The sequence below is a fragment of the Streptomyces sp. TLI_171 genome (assembly GCF_003610255.1).
Taxonomy (GTDB): Bacteria; Actinomycetota; Actinomycetes; order Streptomycetales; family Streptomycetaceae; genus Kitasatospora.
The window spans coordinates 4,396,712-4,411,225 of record NZ_RAPS01000001.1; the positions used below are offsets into that span (position 1 = coordinate 4,396,712).

The window sequence follows — 14,514 nt, forward strand, 5'->3', positions numbered from 1 at the left end:
GTGCGACCTGCGCGCCTTCGCGGTGTGAGGTCGTGCTTCACTGGGAGGGCCATTACCCCCGCGCGCCCGGCCGGCGCGACCCGGCAGTGAAGGACGAACCCCGGTGAGCAGCAAGAACCACGCCACGCTCCGCTACACCTCGCTGCGGGCGAGCATCTTCCTGGCCTGCCTGCTGATCGCGCTGCTGCTCGGCCACTTCGAGGTGATCCCGGTGGGCGGCGAGGCCGGCCTGGTGTTCCTGGTGGTGCTGGCGATGGTGGCCTCCTCGGCGGTCAGCTACGCGCTGCTGGGCAAGCAGCGCGACGAGATGTCCGCGCAGATCGCCGCGCGGGTCGAGGCCCGCAAGGCCCGCTCCGCGGTGCGCGACGCCGCCGAGGACGCGGCGGACGACGCGGCCCGGGCCGCCGCGGCGCAGCAGGCTGCCCAGGCCCATCAGGCGCAGGCCGGCTGACGGCGTGTCGGACAGCCCGTCCGGCGAGGGGGCGCGGCGGCGGCCGACGGGTCGGGACGTGGCCCGGCTGGCCGGGGTCTCGCAGGCCACGGTCTCGCTGGTGTTCTCCGGCAGCTCCGGGCACCGGGTCTCGGAGGCCACCCGGGAGCGGATCCACGCGGCCGCCCGCGAGCTGGGCTACCGCCCGCAGGCGGCCGGCCGGCAGCTGCGGCTGGGCCGCAGCGGCATGGTGCTGCTGGCGGTGCCGAACCTGCTCGGCCCGTTCTTCGGCCGGGTGCTGACGGGCGTGCACGAGGAGGCCGCCCGGCACGGCCTGGCGGTGGTGGTGAGCAGCGGCTGGGACGCGGCGACGCTGGCGGAGGCGGCCGCGGCCGGCCGCTTCGACGGCCTGCTGGTGTGTTCCCCCGACGACCGGCAGCTGGGCGAACTGCCCGCGGACACCGCCGCGGTGTTCCTGGACGCCGACCCGGCGGCGAACGCCGGCCGGCCGACCCTGGAGCTGGACCTGACGGCGGGCATGCGGGCGGCCGTCGACCACCTGGCCGGGCTGGGGCACCGCCGGATCGGCTACCTCCGCTCGGTGCACTCCGCGCACACCTTCCGGGTCCGGCAGGCCGCGTTCGCGGCGGCGTCCGCCCGGCTGGAGGTCCGGGAGCTGGCGGTCAGCCTGAACGAGGGCAGCCGGGCGGCGGAGCTGGCGGCCCGGGAGCTGCTCGGCGGCCCCGACCGGCCGCGCGCGGTGGTGTGCGACGACGACGTGGTGGCGTCCGGTCTGTACCGGGCGGCGGGCGAGCTGGGCCTGCGGATCCCCGACGACCTGTCGGTGGTGGGCATGGACAACATTCCGGTGGCGGAGCTGCTCAGCCCGCCACTGACCACCGTCGACCTGCCCGGCGAGCAGCTGGGCCGGACCGGACTGGCCACCCTGGTCGCCCTGCTGGGCGGCGAACTGCCGCCGCCCGCGGACCCGTTGGCGACCAGCCTGGTGGTGCGCAGCTCGACCGCGGCGGCCTGAGCCGGCGGCTACTGCTCGCCGAGCACCATCCACTTGCCGGGCTCGGCCATCGGCGCGAACCCGACCTTGGCGTACACCTCGTGCGCATCGCGGGTGGCCAGCAGCAGGCGGCGCAGCCCGAGGCCGGCCAGCTCGTCGCGGACGGCGGCGGCGAGCGCCGTCCCCAGGCCCCGGCCGCGGGCCTGCGGGGCGATGAACACGTCGCACAGCCAGGCGAAGGTCGCGCGGTCGGTGACCACCCGGGCGTAGCCCACCTGCGCGCCGGAACCCTCTTCGTACAGGCCGAAGTTGAGCGAACCGTCGATCGCCAGGTCCTGCTTCTCGCGGGGCCGCCCGAGCGCCCAGTAGGCGTCCTCGGAGAGCCATCGGTGCACGGCCGACCGGTCCAGGCGCGCCGGATCGGTGGACACCGTGTAGCCCGCGGGCAGTTCGTAACTCGTCATGCGGCGCATCCAAGCAGGCCGCGGCCGGTGCGGGCGACCGGTTTGCGGGTCGCCCCTCGCTCAGGCGAGGGCCGGGACGGGCAGCGGGCGCAGGCGGGTGCGGGTGGTGAGCAGGAGCAGGCCGCCGAGGGCGATGCCGGCGGTGGCGCAGAGGGCGACGGCGTGCAGGGAGGTGCCGACCAGGGCGCCGGAGACGGCGGAGCCGGCCGCGTTGCCGGTGGCGAACAGGGTGACCAGCCAGGCGAACGCCTCGGTGACGGTGCCGGCGGGGGCGAGCTCGGCGACCAGCACGAAGGCGGCGGCGAGCAGCGGGGCCAGGCCCAGGCCGGAGACGAAGGCGATGCCGGCCATCGGCCAGGGCCCCGGCAGGAGCAGCAGCGGCAGGTAGCAGACGGCCATGCCGAGGGCCAGCACCCAGGTGCGGGTCGCGGTGTCGGCCTTCCACGGGGCGGCGCCGTAGGCGAGCGCGCCGAGCAGTCCGGCCAGGGCGGCCAGCGCGAGCAGGGCGCCGGCGCCGCCGGGCAGCGCACCGGGGTGCTGCTCGGCGTAGGCGATGAACAGCACGTTCTGTGCGCCGACCGCCCAGCCGGTGCCGGCCAGGCCGAGCAGCAGCAGGACCAGACCGGGGGAGCGCAGCGGTCCGAGCAGTCCGGCGGAGGACGCCCGGGCCGGGGCCCGCCAGGCACGGGCGGGCGCGGAGGTGGCGACCACCAGCGCGCCGAGCAGGCCCAGCACGGCGGCCGTCCACAGCGCGGTGGCCGGCGAGAACGCGGCGGCGATGCCGGCGACGGCCAGCGGCCCGGCGACGTACAGCACCTGCTGGGAGGCGGAGTCGAAGGCGTAGGCGGTGTCGAGCTGCCGTTCCTCGACCACGTCCGGCCAGAGCGAGCGCAGGCAGGGCTCCAGCGGGGGCATGCAGAGTCCGGCGATCGCCGCGCCGAGCGGGGCGGCGACCGGGGAGCCGGGGGCGAGGGCCAGCAGCGCGTAGCCGCCGCCGGCCGCGACGGCGGAGAGCAGCAGGACGCGGGGCTGGCCGGTGAGGTCGACGATCCGGCCGAGGACGGGCCCGCCGACCGCGGCGGCGACGGCGTACGCGGCGGTGGCCAGGCCGACCCTGCTGAACGGGGCGCCGGCCTCGCGCAGGGCGAAGGCGATGACCAGGGCGGTCATGCCGGCGGGGAGCCGGCCGACCAGGGTGCCGAGCAGGAGCCGGGTGACGTGCGGGGCGCGGAGCAGTGCGGCGTAGCCCATGGGCGTCCTCTCGGCGGCGGTGTGTCCCTTCAAGTTATACGTATAACCAGACAGCCGTCAAAGCTGCCCCTCCGAGCTGATGGCCCGTCAGGCGGGGGTCGTTCGGGAACGACCTCAAACAAGTACTTTGAACATCTCAAAGGTTTGTTGCTAGTGTGCCGACCATGACCACCGCAGACGCCGCGCGCCAGGCCGGGACGAGCACCCCGCTCGTTCCGCGCTGCCCGCGTCTGTCCGGTGCCGTGGACGGCCCGCGCCGCTGTCGCTCCGGCGGCTGTATGCGGGCGGCACGCCACTCCTGACGCTCCGACACCTCGCTGTCGGCCCCCGGGTCTCCCCACCCGGCCCCCGCGTCCGTCGTGCCGCCGCCTCCGCCCCACCTGACCACCCGTTACCCCCCCCGGAGTCGCAGACCCATGTCCACCGCGCCCGCGCCCACCCTGCTGGGACGCCTCCGCCGCACCCCCTTCTGGGTCCAGATCGTCGGCGGCCTCGTCCTCGGCCTGCTGCTCGGCTGGATCGCCCGCGCCGGCGACGTCAGCTGGCTGACCACCACCCTCGACACCATCGGCAAGACCTTCGTCCAGCTGCTCAAGCTGGCCGTCCCGCCGCTGGTCTTCACCGCGATCGTGGTCTCGGTCGCCAACCTGCGGAACGTCACCAACGCCGCCCGCCTCGCCGCCCGCACCCTGTTCTGGTTCCTCGCCACCTCGCTGATCGCGGTCGCCGTCGGCCTCGGCCTCGGCCTGCTCACCGACCCCGGCAAGGGCGCGCACCTCTCCACCCAGGGCCTCAAGGGCGTGGACAAGGGCGGCAGCTGGGTCGACTTCCTGACCGGCATCGTCCCGACCAACATCGCCGACGCCTTCCTGAAGGTGAACGTCCTCCAGATCGTCTTCCTCGGCGTGGTCGTCGGCGCGGCCGTGCTCAAGCTCGGCGCCAAGGCCGACCCGGTCCGCAAGCTGTCCGAGTCCGTCCTCGAACTCGTCCAGACCGCCCTGTGGTGGGTCATCCGGCTCGCCCCGCTCGGCACCCTCGGCCTGATCGGCAAGTCCGTCGCCGTCTACGGCTGGGACCTGCTCAAGCCCTTCACCACCCTCACCGTCGACGTCTACGTCGGCTGCGCGATCGTCCTGTTCGGCGTCTACTCGCTGCTGCTGCGCTTCGTCGGCGGCCTCAACCCGCTGAACTTCTTCAAGGGCGCCTGGCCCGCGATCCAGCTCGCCTTCGTCTCCCGCTCCTCGGTCGGCACCCTGCCGGTCACCCGCCGGGTCACCGAGCGCCTCGGCGTCCCGTCCGAGTACGCCTCCTTCGCGGTGCCGTTCGGCGCCACCACCAAGATGGACGGCTGCGCCGCGATCTACCCGTCGCTGGCCGCGATCTTCGTCGCCCAGGTGTACGGCATCGACCTGGGCATCAAGGACTACCTGCTGATCGCCTTCGTCTCGGTGGTCGGCTCCGCCGCCACCGCCGGCCTCACCGGCGCGATCGTGATGCTCACCCTGACCCTCTCCACCCTGGGCCTCCCGCTGGAGGGCGTCGGCCTGCTGCTGGCCATCGACCCGATCCTCGACATGATGCGCACCGCCACCAACGTGGCCGGTCAGGTCGTCGTCCCGATCCTGGTCTCGGCCCGCGAGAAGACCCTCGACCTCGCCGCCTACAACGCCCCCACCGGCGACCTGCTCGCCGAGGACCGCCGCGCCACCGTCCCGGCCCAGCCCACCGCGGAGCCCGTCACCGCCTGACGCCCGGCTCCCGACCGCACGACGGCCCGCACCCCTCCCGGGGGTGCGGGCCGTCGCACGTCGGAGTGAGCTTCCTCGGTGCGGGCGTCAGCGGGCGCGGGCGTGGCGGATCTTGATGCGGCCGAAGGCGGCGGCGCCGGTGATGCGGATGACCGGGCCGCCCTTGGCGGGGTGGCGGGGGGCGCGGTAGCGGATGCCCTTCCAGCCCTGCTGGAGGCCGTCGAGGTCGACGGTGGCGTCGTGCGGGACGGTGATGGTGGCGCGGCCGAACTCCAGGTGGAGGTCGATGTCGACCACGGGGTGGTCGATGATCGCGTGGGTGAGGTCCAGGCGGACCTTGGCGAAGGCGGAGGAGACCTTCAGGGTGCGGGGGACCCGCCAGGCGCCGCGGCGGTCGATCCGGCCGGCGGCGGCGGTGAGGGTCGCGGTGGTGGCGGGGGCCGCGGCGGGGAGGTCGTCCAGGAGCGGCGCGAGGTCGGCCCGGGTGGTGGCGGTGAGGGCCTGGTGGACGCGCTGCTCCAGCTCGTCCTGGGTGATCCGCTCCTCGGTGTAGGCCTGCTGGAGGCGGTCCACGGTCGCGTCGCGTTCGGCCGCGCCGATCCGGGTCTGCGGGCTGTCCGGTTGGGAGGTCACCGGCGCAGCCTAGTCCGGCGCGGGGCGGCCGCGTAGCTTTCTGGACAGGTGTCCGGCTATTCTGGACACCTGTCCAGAAGGAGGAGTGGCATGGAGATCGCGGCGGCGGTGCTGGTCGGGCTGGTGGCCCTGTTGCACGGGTACATCCTGGTGCTGGAGATGTTCCTGTGGGAGCGGGCGCCGGGGCGGAAGCTGTCCGGGTTCGACGCCGAACTCGCCCGGCGGACGGCCCCGCTGGCGGCCAATCAGGGCCTGTACAACGGATTCCTGGCGGCCGGTCTGGTCTGGGGCCTGGTCGCGGGCGACCCGACCCGCTTCGGGGTACGGGTGTTCTTCCTGGCCTGCGTGGTGGTGGCGGGCCTGTACGGCGGGCTGACCGCGAACCGGCGGATCCTGCTGGCGCAGGCCCTGCCGGGGGCGGTGGCGCTGACCGCGGTGCTGGTGGCGGGGTGAGCGCGGCGGGCGACCCGCGGGCCGAGCGGACCAGGGCGAAGCTGCGGGCGGCGCTGCTGGCGGAGTGCGCGGACCGGCCGCTGGCGGAGCTCGGCGTGGCGTCCGTGGTGCGCCGGGCCGGAGTCGGCCGGGCCACCTTCTACGGGCACTACGCGGACCTGTCGGCGCTCGCGGTGGACGCCTGCGCGGGCCTGGTGCGGGAGGCGGTGGAGGCGCTGCACGCCTGGCGCGGCGTCCCCGATCCGGCGGCGCCGCCGGCCGCGCTGGTGGAGTTCTTCGAGCGGGTCGGCGGGCACGCCGGGCTGTACCGGGAGCTGCTCGCCCCGGGCGGGGGCGGCCCGCTCGGGCCGGTGCTCCACCGGGAGCTGCGCGAACGCAGCCGCACCGAGCGGGAGCTGGCGGGCGCCCCGGACGCGCCGCTGGTCGCCTCCGCGGTGGCCGGCGCGTTCACGGGCGTGTTCGCGGACTGGCTGCACGGCCTGGTGGACGAGCCGGCGGCGAAGGTGGCGGGCCGGGTGTGGCGCCTGCTGATCGGCCTGCACCGCACGCCGCTGGCGTGATCCGGGCCGAATTGCGGGCCAATCCGGAAAAGGCCCGGAAAGGGCAGGAGGCCCGCCATTCGGCGGGCCTCCTTGGGAACTGCTACTCGTACGGACCCGAGGGGCCGTGAGCGATCAGAGGGAGATGTGTCTCAGACGGGGGTGACGTTCTCCGCCTGCGGGCCCTTCGGGCCCTGGGTGACGTCGAAGCTGACCGCCTGGTTCTCCTCCAGCGAGCGGAAGCCGCTCGCGTTGATGGCGGAGTAGTGGACGAAGACGTCAGGGCCGCCGCCCTCCTGGGCGATGAAGCCGAAGCCCTTCTCGGCGTTGAACCACTTGACGGTTCCGGTCGCCATACCGTTCTCCTTGCGAGGGACGTTGTGGACACCACACCTTGTGGTGCCCGGGTCCGCTGCGCTGATCGCCCCGCCTCCGGACGAGTCCGGAGTTTTTCGTACAGTGCTCAATCAATGCTCAATTGATGCCTGATACTGCTGCAAAATTACAAAAAGCCTGCGGTTACATGCTCCGCAGGCTCCAAGTACTGCAAGGGGAATCAAACTGCAACTGAGGGAGACGGTAGCACGCGGGCGCGGCCCCGACCAGGGGTGAACGGCGGTGTCGGACGGTGTGTCGGACACCGGATGCGAGCCGTCCCAATCAGCGGGCATACCCTGCCGGGAGAGCACCAACGGCAAGGGAGCACACGGTGAGCAGTAGGGATGCCGAACAGCCCGCGACCGCAGTCAGGCCGCGGGTCGGGCACATTCAGTTCCTCAACTGCCTTCCCCTCTACTGGGGTCTGGCGCGCACGGGGAACCTGCTCGATCTGGACCTCAGCAAGGACACCCCGGAGAAGCTCAGCGACCGCCTGGTGGCCGGCGGCCTCGACATCGGACCGATCACCTGCGTGGAGTACCTGCGCAACGCGGACGACCTGGTCGTCCTGCCGGACATCGCGGTCGGCAGCGACGGCCCCGTGATGTCCTGCGTGATCGTCAGCAAGGTCCCGCTCGGCGAACTCGACGGCCGCCGGGTCGCGCTCGGCTCCACCAGCCGCACCTCGGTCCGGCTGGCCCGCCTGCTGCTGGAGGAGCGCGAAGGGGTCCGGCCCGAGTACTTCTCCTGCCCGCCCGACCTGGACGCGATGCTCGCCGACGCCGACGCCGCGGTGCTGATCGGCGACCCGGCGCTGCGCGCCTCGCTGGAGCAGGCCCCCCGGCAGGGACTGGCCGTGCACGACCTCGGCGCGATGTGGAAGGAGTGGACCGGCCTGCCGTTCGTCTTCGCCGTCTGGGCCGCCCGCCGCGAGTACGCCGACCGGCACCCCGACCTGACCGCCGCCGTCCACCGGGCGTTCCTGGAGTCCCGGGACCTCTCGTTGACCGAGGCCGCCAAGGTGGCCGAGCAGGCCGCCCGCTGGGAGGCGTTCGACGCCCCGCTGCTGGAGACCTACTTCGGCGAGGCGCTGGACTTCTCGCTCGGCGAGCGCCAGCTGGCCGGGATCGCCGAGTTCGCCCGCCGGGTCGCGCACGACAGCGGCTTCGCCCCCGACGTGGCGATCCGGCTGCTGGCCCCCGCCCCCGTGGTGGCCTGAACGATCGGGCACCCCCGGCCCGAACGTTTGGGATGATCGGGCCGGGCGAGGGAGGGAGCGGGCATGGAACGGCTCACGGCCGAGGACCCGTCGACGATCGGCGACTACCGGCTGCTGCGGCGGCTGGGCGCCGGCGGCATGGGGCGGGTCTACCTCGGGCGGACCACCGGCGGGCGGACCGTCGCCGTCAAGGTGGTGCGCCCCGAACTGGCGGACGACCCGGAGTTCCGGGCGAGGTTCCGTCAGGAGGTGTCCGCCGCCCGCCGGGTGGGCGGACGGTGGACCGCGCCCGTCCTGGACGCCGACACCGAGGGCCCCCGCCCCTGGGTCGCCACCGGCTTCGTCGCCGGCCCCTCGCTCGGCGACGCGGTGCGCACCGCCGGGCCGCTGCCCACCGCCTCCGTGCACGCGCTGGGCGCCCGGCTGGCCGAGGCCCTGGAGCAGGTGCACGCGCTCGGGCTGGTGCACCGGGACGTCAAACCGTCCAACGTGCTGCTCACCCTGGACGGGCCGCGGCTGATCGACTTCGGGGTGTCCCGCGCGCTGGACGCCGCCGCCTCGCTCACCCACAGCGGCTTCGTGGTCGGCTCGCCCGGCTTCATGTCGCCCGAGCAGGCCGCCGGCGCACCGGTCGGCCCGCCCGGCGACCTGTTCTCGCTCGGCGCCCTGCTGGCCTTCGCCGCCACCGGCACCGCCCCGTTCGGGGAGGGCGTCAGCGCCGCCGTGCTGCTCTACCGGGTGCTCCACGAGGAGGCCGAACTCGGCGGACTCGACGGCGAGTTGCGGGCCGCCGTGGCCGCCTGCCTGGCCAAGGACCCGGCGCTGCGCCCCACCCCCGCCGAACTGCGCGACCGGCTGGCCCCCGGCGCCGCGGCCGGCCCCGACGGCTGGCTGCCCGCCCCGCTGGCCGGCGCCGTCGGCCGCGCCGCCGTCGAACTGCTCGACCTGGAGGGCGACGACGGCCCGCCGGTGTTCGCCGACCGGGTCCCCACCGCGCTGGACGGCCCCCGCCCGGCCGGACCCGAGGCGCTGACGGACCGTCGGGCGCCGCGCCGCCGCCGGCGCTGGGCGGTGGCCGCGGTCGCGGCCGTGCTGCTGGGCGCGCTGTACGGCGGGCTGGCCGCGACCGACCGGCTGCCCTGGCAGAGCGCGGACCCCGGCGCGACCCGGACGCCCGGCCAGGACGCCGTCACCGACTCGCCCTCGCCGAGCGACAGCCCCGAGGACGGGGGCGACCCGACGCCGGACGAGTCGCCGTCCGGGAGCGCCACGGGAGGCGGCGGCGAGACGCCGGCCGGCGACGCGAAGGCGCTGCCCGAGGGCTTCGTCGGCACCTTCAAGGGCACCATCACCACCAAGATCGTGCCGCTGCCGTCGGTGTTCACCGTGACCTTCACCGCCGGCCGGGTCGGCGAGGAGGTCGGGCACACCGGCAACGCCTCCGAGCTCAGCAGCACCGTCTGCCACGGGGTGCTGACCCTGCTCTCCGCCGAGGACGGGAAGGTCGTCCTGCAGGAGCGCCCCGACGGGCAGGAGGCCGGCTGCACCGGCGTCGCCGAGCAGCAGACCTACACCCTGCTGAACGGCGGCGGGAAGGTCCACCTCGCGGTCAGCGGGGCCGCGCTCGGCTCCGACCCGGAGGGCGACCTGACCCGGCAGTGAACGGCCGCGTGGGCCTGGGCGGGGGCGGAAATACGCTGGCGTAGGCTGAGCTGGTCCGCCCCTCCGAGGAAGAAAGCAGGCCCGCCAGGTGTCCGAGCAGAACCTTTCCGCCACCCAGCTGCAGGCCGTTCTGGACCGCGCGGCCGAGGGCGGCCGGATCACCGCCGAGGAGGCGCTGGAGCTCTACCGCTCGGCCCCCCTGCACGCGCTCGGCGCGGCCGCCGACGCGGTGCGCCGGCGGCGGTACGCGGGCGTCGAGCACATCGCCACGTACATCATCGAACGGAACATCAACTACACCAACGTCTGCGTGACGGCGTGCAAGTTCTGCGCGTTCTACGTCCCGCCGAAGAGCGACAAGGGCTGGTCGCGGGAGCTCGACGAGATCCTCCGCCGCTGCGCCGAGACGGTGGAACTGGGCGGCACCCAGATCATGTTCCAGGGCGGGCACCACCCCGACTACGGGGTCGAGTACTACGAGCAGAACTTCGCCGCGATCAAGGCCGAGTTCCCGCAGCTGGTGATCCACTCGCTGGGCGCCTCCGAGGTCGAGCACATGGCGAAGATCTCCGGCGTCTCCGTCGAGGAGGCCATCACCCGGATCCACGCGGCCGGCCTGGACTCCTTCGCCGGCGCCGGCGCCGAACTGCTGCCGGAGCGGCCGCGCAAGGCGATCGCCCCGCTCAAGGAGTCCGGCGAGCGCTGGCTGGAGATCATGGAGACCGCGCACCGCCTCGGCGTCGAGTCCACCTCCACCATGCTGATGGGCACCGGCGAGACCAACGCCGAGCGGATCGAGCACCTGCGGATGATCCGCGAGGTGCAGGACCGCACCGGCGGCTTCCGGGCCTTCATCCCCTACACCTACCAGCCGCAGAACAACCACCTGAAGGGCTCGACCCAGGCCACGGTCTTCGAGTACCTGCGGATGATCGCCATCGCCCGGCTGTTCCTCGACAACGTGGCGCACATCCAGGGCTCCTGGCTGACCACCGGCAAGGAGGCCGGCCAGCTGTCGCTGCACTACGGCGCGGACGACCTGGGCTCGGTGATGCTGGAGGAGAACGTGGTCTCGGCGGCCGGCGCCAAGCACCGCTCCAACCTGCACGAGCTGATCCACCTGATCCGCACCGCCGGCCGGGTTCCCGCGCAGCGCTCCACCACCTACCAGCACCTGCGGGTGCTGGACGACCCGGCGAACGACCCGGTCGACCCGCGGGTGGCCTCGCACATCGCCTCCACCGCGATCGAAGGCGGCACCGCCCACCCCGAGTTGACCATCCTGGCGACGAGCTGACCGCTCCGTGCTGACCCTGCACCGGGCCGCCGTGCTGGTGGCCGACCCCGCCGCCCCGTCCCTGCCGGACGGGGCGGTGCTGGTCGACGGGGCCCTGGTGGCCGCGATCGGCCCCTACCGGGAGCTGGCCGGCGGCCCCGCGCGGCTGCGGGAGTGGCCCGGGGTGCTGGTGCCCGGACTGGTCAACCGGCACGCCGGCTGGCTGCTGGAACACGCCTACCACCCCGACCCGCGAGAGGAGTCGGGCGAGCAGCCGCTGCCGCCCCCGGACGGGCTCGGCGAGGAGCAGTGGGGCGGCAGCGCCCGGCGCGGACTCCAACGCATGCTCGGCTGCGGCGCGACGGCCGTGGCCGGCCCGTTCACCCGCGCCGCGGTGCGCACCGCGGTCGCGCGCTCCGGCCTGCGCCCGCTGCCCGGCGACGGCACGCCCGGGCCGCTCGATCCGCTGGCCGCCGGACCGCTCGCGGCCGCCGTGGAGCGGCCGTTGAGGGTCGGCGGGGCCGCCGACTTCGCGGTGTTCGACGCCGCCTCGGCGGCGGAGCTGGAGCACGGCGGGGCGAGCTGCCTGGCCACCGTGCTGGGCGCCCGGCTGCTGTACCGGCGGAAGTGACCGGTGGCCGGGTTTTCTGACTGGCCGTGACCTGAGGGCATGCCAGCGGCTACCATCCCGGTTCAGAACAGCCGTCGAGCCAGGAACAGGACGTATGCGAGCCGCAAGCCCCGACCGAGTGCGGACCAGACCGGCCCGGGGCTGGTACCTCGGGGCCGTGCTGAGCGCCGTGGTCGCGGTGACGATGTGTCTGCTCGGCTGGCGGCAGGCCGACCAGGCCGACCGGATCGACGCCCACCCCGTCCGGGTCGAGGGCACCGTGACCCAACTGCCCGGCGGCAGCGGCACCTACAGCCAGGTCGCCTACCTCGCGGACGGTCGGCGAATGACCGCCGCCGACCTGTGGCTGCCCGAGGCGGCGAAGGTCGGCGACCCGATCTGCCTGGAGCACGCGGCGGACGACCTCGGCGCGGTCCGGGTGTGCGGGAAGACCTATCCGCAGCCGGTGGGCGTCGGGTTGGCGCAGACCAGCGTCCCGGTGGCGGTCCTGCTGTGCGCCCTGTGCCTCTACCGGATCCGCCGCTTCCGCCGCACGCACCCCGTCGGGGACCGGGGCGGGCAGGGCTTCACCGTGGCCTTCGCGGCCGAGGGAATGCCCGCCCTGACCAACGGCAGGCGCTCCCGCCGCCGCCGCAAGGGCGGCCGCCGCGCCCTGCGGTGAGCCCTGGTGGCGGCCGGCCGGGGCGGAAGGTGAACAATGGGGGCGTGACCCGAGCCCATCTGGACAAGCAGCCGCAGGACGTCGCCGCCATGTTCGACGATGTCGCGGCCAAGTACGACCGCACCAACGACGTGCTCTCGCTGGGCCAGGCCCGGCTGTGGCGCCGCGCGGTGGCCGATGCGGTGGGGGCCGTGGCGGGCCAGCGCATCCTCGACCTCGGGGCGGGCACCGGCACCTCCTCGCTGCCCTTCCTGGAGGCCGGCGCGGACGTCGTCCCCTGCGACTTCTCCCTCGGCATGCTGACCGAGGGCAAGAGCCGCCACCCCGAACTCGCCCTCACCGCGGGCGACGCCACCCGGCTGCCGTTCGCCGACGACTCCTTCGACGCGGTGACCATCTCCTTCGCGCTGCGCAACGTGCAGGAGCACGAGGTGGCGATGCGCGAGCTGCTCCGGGTCACCAAGCCCGGCGGCAAGCTGGTGATCTGCGAGTTCTCCACCCCGACCTGGACGCCGTTCCGGACCGTCTACACCGAGTACCTGATGCGGGCGCTGCCGCCGGTGGCGACCAAGGTGTCCTCCAACCCCGAGGCGTACGTGTACCTCGCCGAGTCGATCCGGGCCTGGCCGGACCAGCCCGCGCTGGCCGCCGAACTGCAGCAGGCCGGCTGGACGAAGGTCGCCTGGCGCAACCTGACCGGCGGCATCGTGGCTCTCCACCGCGGCTTCAAGGCCCCGTAGACTGCGAGGGTTCGGCGCTCCGGCCGCTTCGTTGACGGAGCGTCGGAGACGGAGTGTCGGACCCGACTCCGTGACCCCGACGCGCTCAGGAGAGAGCCCCGTATGACCGAGATCGCCGTCGAGTCCACCGCCGACGTCATCGTGGTCGGCGCCGGTCCGGCCGGCTCCACCACCGCGTACTGGCTGGCCCAGGCGGGCCTGGACGTGCTGCTGCTGGAGAAGACCGAGTTCCCGCGCGAGAAGGTGTGCGGCGACGGCCTGACCCCGCGGGCCGTCAAGCAGCTGGTGGACATGGGCATCGACGTGTCCGCCGAGAACGGCTGGCTGCGCAACAAGGGCCTGCGGATCATCGGCGGCGGCGTCCGGCTGGAGCTGGACTGGCCGGACCTGGCCGCGTTCCCCGACTACGGACTGGTGCGCAAGCGCGCCGACTTCGACGAACTGCTGGCCCGGCAGGCGCAGAAGGCCGGCGCCCGGCTGTACGAGAACTGCAACGTCAGCGGCCCGGTGCAGGACCGCACCGGGCGGATCACCGGCGTCACCGCCAAGCTCGGCCCGGACAAGCGCGAGGTCGAGTTCCACGCACCGCTGGTGGTGGCCGCCGACGGCAACTCCACCCGGCTCTCGCTGGCCATGGGCCTGCACCGGATCGAGTCCCGGCCGATGGGCGTCGCCTACCGGACGTACTTCACCTCGCCCCGGCACGACGACGACTACCTGGAGTCCTGGCTGGAGCTCTGGGACACCCGGGGCGGGCAGAAGAAGCTGCTGCCCGGCTACGGCTGGATCTTCGGCATGGGCGACGGCACCTCCAACGTGGGCCTCGGCATCCTGAACTCCTCGCCCGCCTTCGGCGACCTCAACTGGCGCGAGGTGCTGAAGAGCTGGTGCGCCAGCATGCCCGAGGAGTGGGGCTACACCCCGGAGAACATGACCGAGCCGATCCGCGGCGCCGCGCTGCCGATGGCCTTCAACCGGCAGCCGCACTACACCAAGGGCCTGCTGCTGGTCGGCGACGCCGGCGGCATGGTCAACCCGTTCAACGGCGAGGGCATCGCCTATGCGATGGAATCCGGCCAACTCGCGGCCGGCGTCATCGTGCAGGCGATGGCCAGGATCACGCCCGAGGGCCGCGAGCGCGCCCTGGCGCGCTACCCGCAGATCCTCAAGGACACCTACGGCGGCTACTACACGCTGGGCCGGGCGTTCGTGAAGCTGATCGGCAACGACAAGGTGATGCGGATCGCCGCCGAGCGCGGCCTCACCCACCCCGTGCTGATGAAGTTCGTCCTCAAGCTGCTCGCCAACCTGACCGACCCGACCGGCGGCGACGTCGCCGACCGCATCATCAACGGCCTGACCAAGGTCGCCCCGCGCGCCTGAGCGGTGCCACCGGGCGGCGGGCGGGCGGAAA

16 protein-coding genes are annotated in these 14,514 nt (G+C 74.0%); 12 read left to right on the plus strand and 4 right to left on the minus strand.

Going from position 1 to position 14,514, the window contains the following annotated elements:
- The first annotated feature begins 103 nt into the window (after positions 1–103).
- Together BX266_RS20160 and BX266_RS20165 are read left to right on the plus strand one after the other, a co-directional pair.
- Positions 104–451, plus strand: a complete 348-nt coding sequence (locus BX266_RS20160; protein WP_099901770.1) for a DUF4229 domain-containing protein — start codon at positions 104–106, stop codon at positions 449–451.
- 4 nt (positions 452–455) lie between these two features.
- The gene (locus BX266_RS20165) at positions 456–1,466 is read left to right on the plus strand and encodes a LacI family DNA-binding transcriptional regulator (protein WP_099901771.1); all 1,011 of its coding nucleotides are present in this window, start codon (positions 456–458) and stop codon (positions 1,464–1,466) included.
- An 8-nt stretch (positions 1,467–1,474) separates the two neighbouring features.
- On the opposite strand, the gene BX266_RS20170 is transcribed toward BX266_RS20165, so the two are convergent.
- On the minus strand, positions 1,475–1,909 hold the full coding sequence (locus BX266_RS20170) for a GNAT family N-acetyltransferase (RefSeq protein ID WP_099901773.1): 435 nt from the start codon (positions 1,907–1,909) through the stop codon (positions 1,475–1,477).
- 60 nt (positions 1,910–1,969) lie between these two features.
- A complete protein-coding gene (locus tag BX266_RS20175) occupies positions 1,970–3,193 on the minus strand; it encodes an MFS transporter (RefSeq protein ID WP_259464772.1) in 1,224 nt (407 codons plus the stop codon).
- A gap of 383 nt (positions 3,194–3,576) precedes the next feature.
- Between BX266_RS20175 and BX266_RS20180 the strand changes: the two genes are divergently transcribed.
- Positions 3,577–4,908 (plus strand): dicarboxylate/amino acid:cation symporter, encoded by a 1,332-nt coding sequence (locus BX266_RS20180; RefSeq protein WP_099901776.1) that lies wholly within the window; start codon positions 3,577–3,579, stop codon positions 4,906–4,908.
- Between the two features lie 87 nt (positions 4,909–4,995).
- Here the strand turns inward: BX266_RS20180 and BX266_RS20185 are convergent, their stop codons facing one another.
- Complete coding sequence (locus tag BX266_RS20185) at positions 4,996–5,541, minus strand: DUF1707 domain-containing protein (protein ID WP_099901777.1); 546 nt, start codon at positions 5,539–5,541, stop codon at positions 4,996–4,998.
- 90 nt (positions 5,542–5,631) lie between these two features.
- On the opposite strand from BX266_RS20185, the gene BX266_RS20190 reads away from it, so the two are divergent.
- The gene (locus BX266_RS20190; RefSeq protein WP_099901779.1) at positions 5,632–5,994 is read left to right on the plus strand and encodes a DUF1304 domain-containing protein; all 363 of its coding nucleotides are present in this window, start codon (positions 5,632–5,634) and stop codon (positions 5,992–5,994) included.
- Entirely contained in the window at positions 5,991–6,554 is a 564-nt protein-coding gene (locus BX266_RS20195) for a TetR/AcrR family transcriptional regulator (RefSeq protein WP_099901781.1), read from the plus strand. The genes BX266_RS20190 and BX266_RS20195 overlap by 4 nt, the downstream gene beginning before the upstream one ends.
- A gap of 131 nt (positions 6,555–6,685) precedes the next feature.
- Here the strand turns inward: BX266_RS20195 and BX266_RS20200 are convergent, their stop codons facing one another.
- Positions 6,686–6,889 (minus strand): cold-shock protein, encoded by a 204-nt coding sequence (locus tag BX266_RS20200; protein ID WP_003998944.1) that lies wholly within the window; start codon positions 6,887–6,889, stop codon positions 6,686–6,688.
- 353 nt (positions 6,890–7,242) lie between these two features.
- Between BX266_RS20200 and BX266_RS20205 the strand changes: the two genes are divergently transcribed.
- The 7 genes from BX266_RS20205 to BX266_RS20235 all read left to right on the plus strand — a co-directional run bounded on the left by BX266_RS20205 (position 7,243) and on the right by BX266_RS20235 (position 14,483).
- A complete protein-coding gene (locus BX266_RS20205; RefSeq protein WP_099901782.1) occupies positions 7,243–8,130 on the plus strand; it encodes a menaquinone biosynthetic enzyme MqnA/MqnD family protein in 888 nt (295 codons plus the stop codon).
- 63 nt (positions 8,131–8,193) lie between these two features.
- The gene (locus BX266_RS20210) at positions 8,194–9,792 is read left to right on the plus strand and encodes a serine/threonine-protein kinase (protein ID WP_099901784.1); all 1,599 of its coding nucleotides are present in this window, start codon (positions 8,194–8,196) and stop codon (positions 9,790–9,792) included.
- A gap of 88 nt (positions 9,793–9,880) precedes the next feature.
- The gene (gene mqnC / locus BX266_RS20215) at positions 9,881–11,089 is read left to right on the plus strand and encodes a cyclic dehypoxanthinyl futalosine synthase (RefSeq protein WP_180290546.1); all 1,209 of its coding nucleotides are present in this window, start codon (positions 9,881–9,883) and stop codon (positions 11,087–11,089) included.
- A 7-nt stretch (positions 11,090–11,096) separates the two neighbouring features.
- A complete protein-coding gene (locus BX266_RS20220) occupies positions 11,097–11,699 on the plus strand; it encodes a hypothetical protein (RefSeq protein ID WP_099901785.1) in 603 nt (200 codons plus the stop codon).
- 94 nt (positions 11,700–11,793) lie between these two features.
- The gene (locus BX266_RS20225) at positions 11,794–12,360 is read left to right on the plus strand and encodes a hypothetical protein (protein ID WP_143686969.1); all 567 of its coding nucleotides are present in this window, start codon (positions 11,794–11,796) and stop codon (positions 12,358–12,360) included.
- 44 nt (positions 12,361–12,404) lie between these two features.
- Positions 12,405–13,100 carry a demethylmenaquinone methyltransferase gene (locus BX266_RS20230; protein WP_099901788.1) on the plus strand — a complete coding sequence of 232 codons (696 nt, stop codon included), beginning with the start codon at positions 12,405–12,407 and terminating at the stop codon, positions 13,098–13,100.
- A gap of 102 nt (positions 13,101–13,202) precedes the next feature.
- Positions 13,203–14,483, plus strand: a complete 1,281-nt coding sequence (locus BX266_RS20235) for a geranylgeranyl reductase family protein (protein ID WP_099901790.1) — start codon at positions 13,203–13,205, stop codon at positions 14,481–14,483.
- The last annotated feature ends 31 nt before the right edge of the window (positions 14,484–14,514 follow it).

Coding starts and splice junctions, on each gene's coding strand:
- BX266_RS20200 (WP_003998944.1), bottom strand. CDS start 6,889: ATGGCGACCGGAACCGTCAAGTGGTTCAACGCCGAGAAGGGCTTCGGC.
- BX266_RS20190 (WP_099901779.1), top strand. CDS start 5,632: ATGGAGATCGCGGCGGCGGTGCTGGTCGGGCTGGTGGCCCTGTTGCAC.
- BX266_RS20170 (WP_099901773.1), bottom strand. CDS start 1,909: ATGACGAGTTACGAACTGCCCGCGGGCTACACGGTGTCCACCGATCCG.
- BX266_RS20210 (WP_099901784.1), top strand. CDS start 8,194: ATGGAACGGCTCACGGCCGAGGACCCGTCGACGATCGGCGACTACCGG.
- BX266_RS20225 (WP_143686969.1), top strand. CDS start 11,794: ATGCGAGCCGCAAGCCCCGACCGAGTGCGGACCAGACCGGCCCGGGGC.
- BX266_RS20180 (WP_099901776.1), top strand. CDS start 3,577: ATGTCCACCGCGCCCGCGCCCACCCTGCTGGGACGCCTCCGCCGCACC.
- BX266_RS20235 (WP_099901790.1), top strand. CDS start 13,203: ATGACCGAGATCGCCGTCGAGTCCACCGCCGACGTCATCGTGGTCGGC.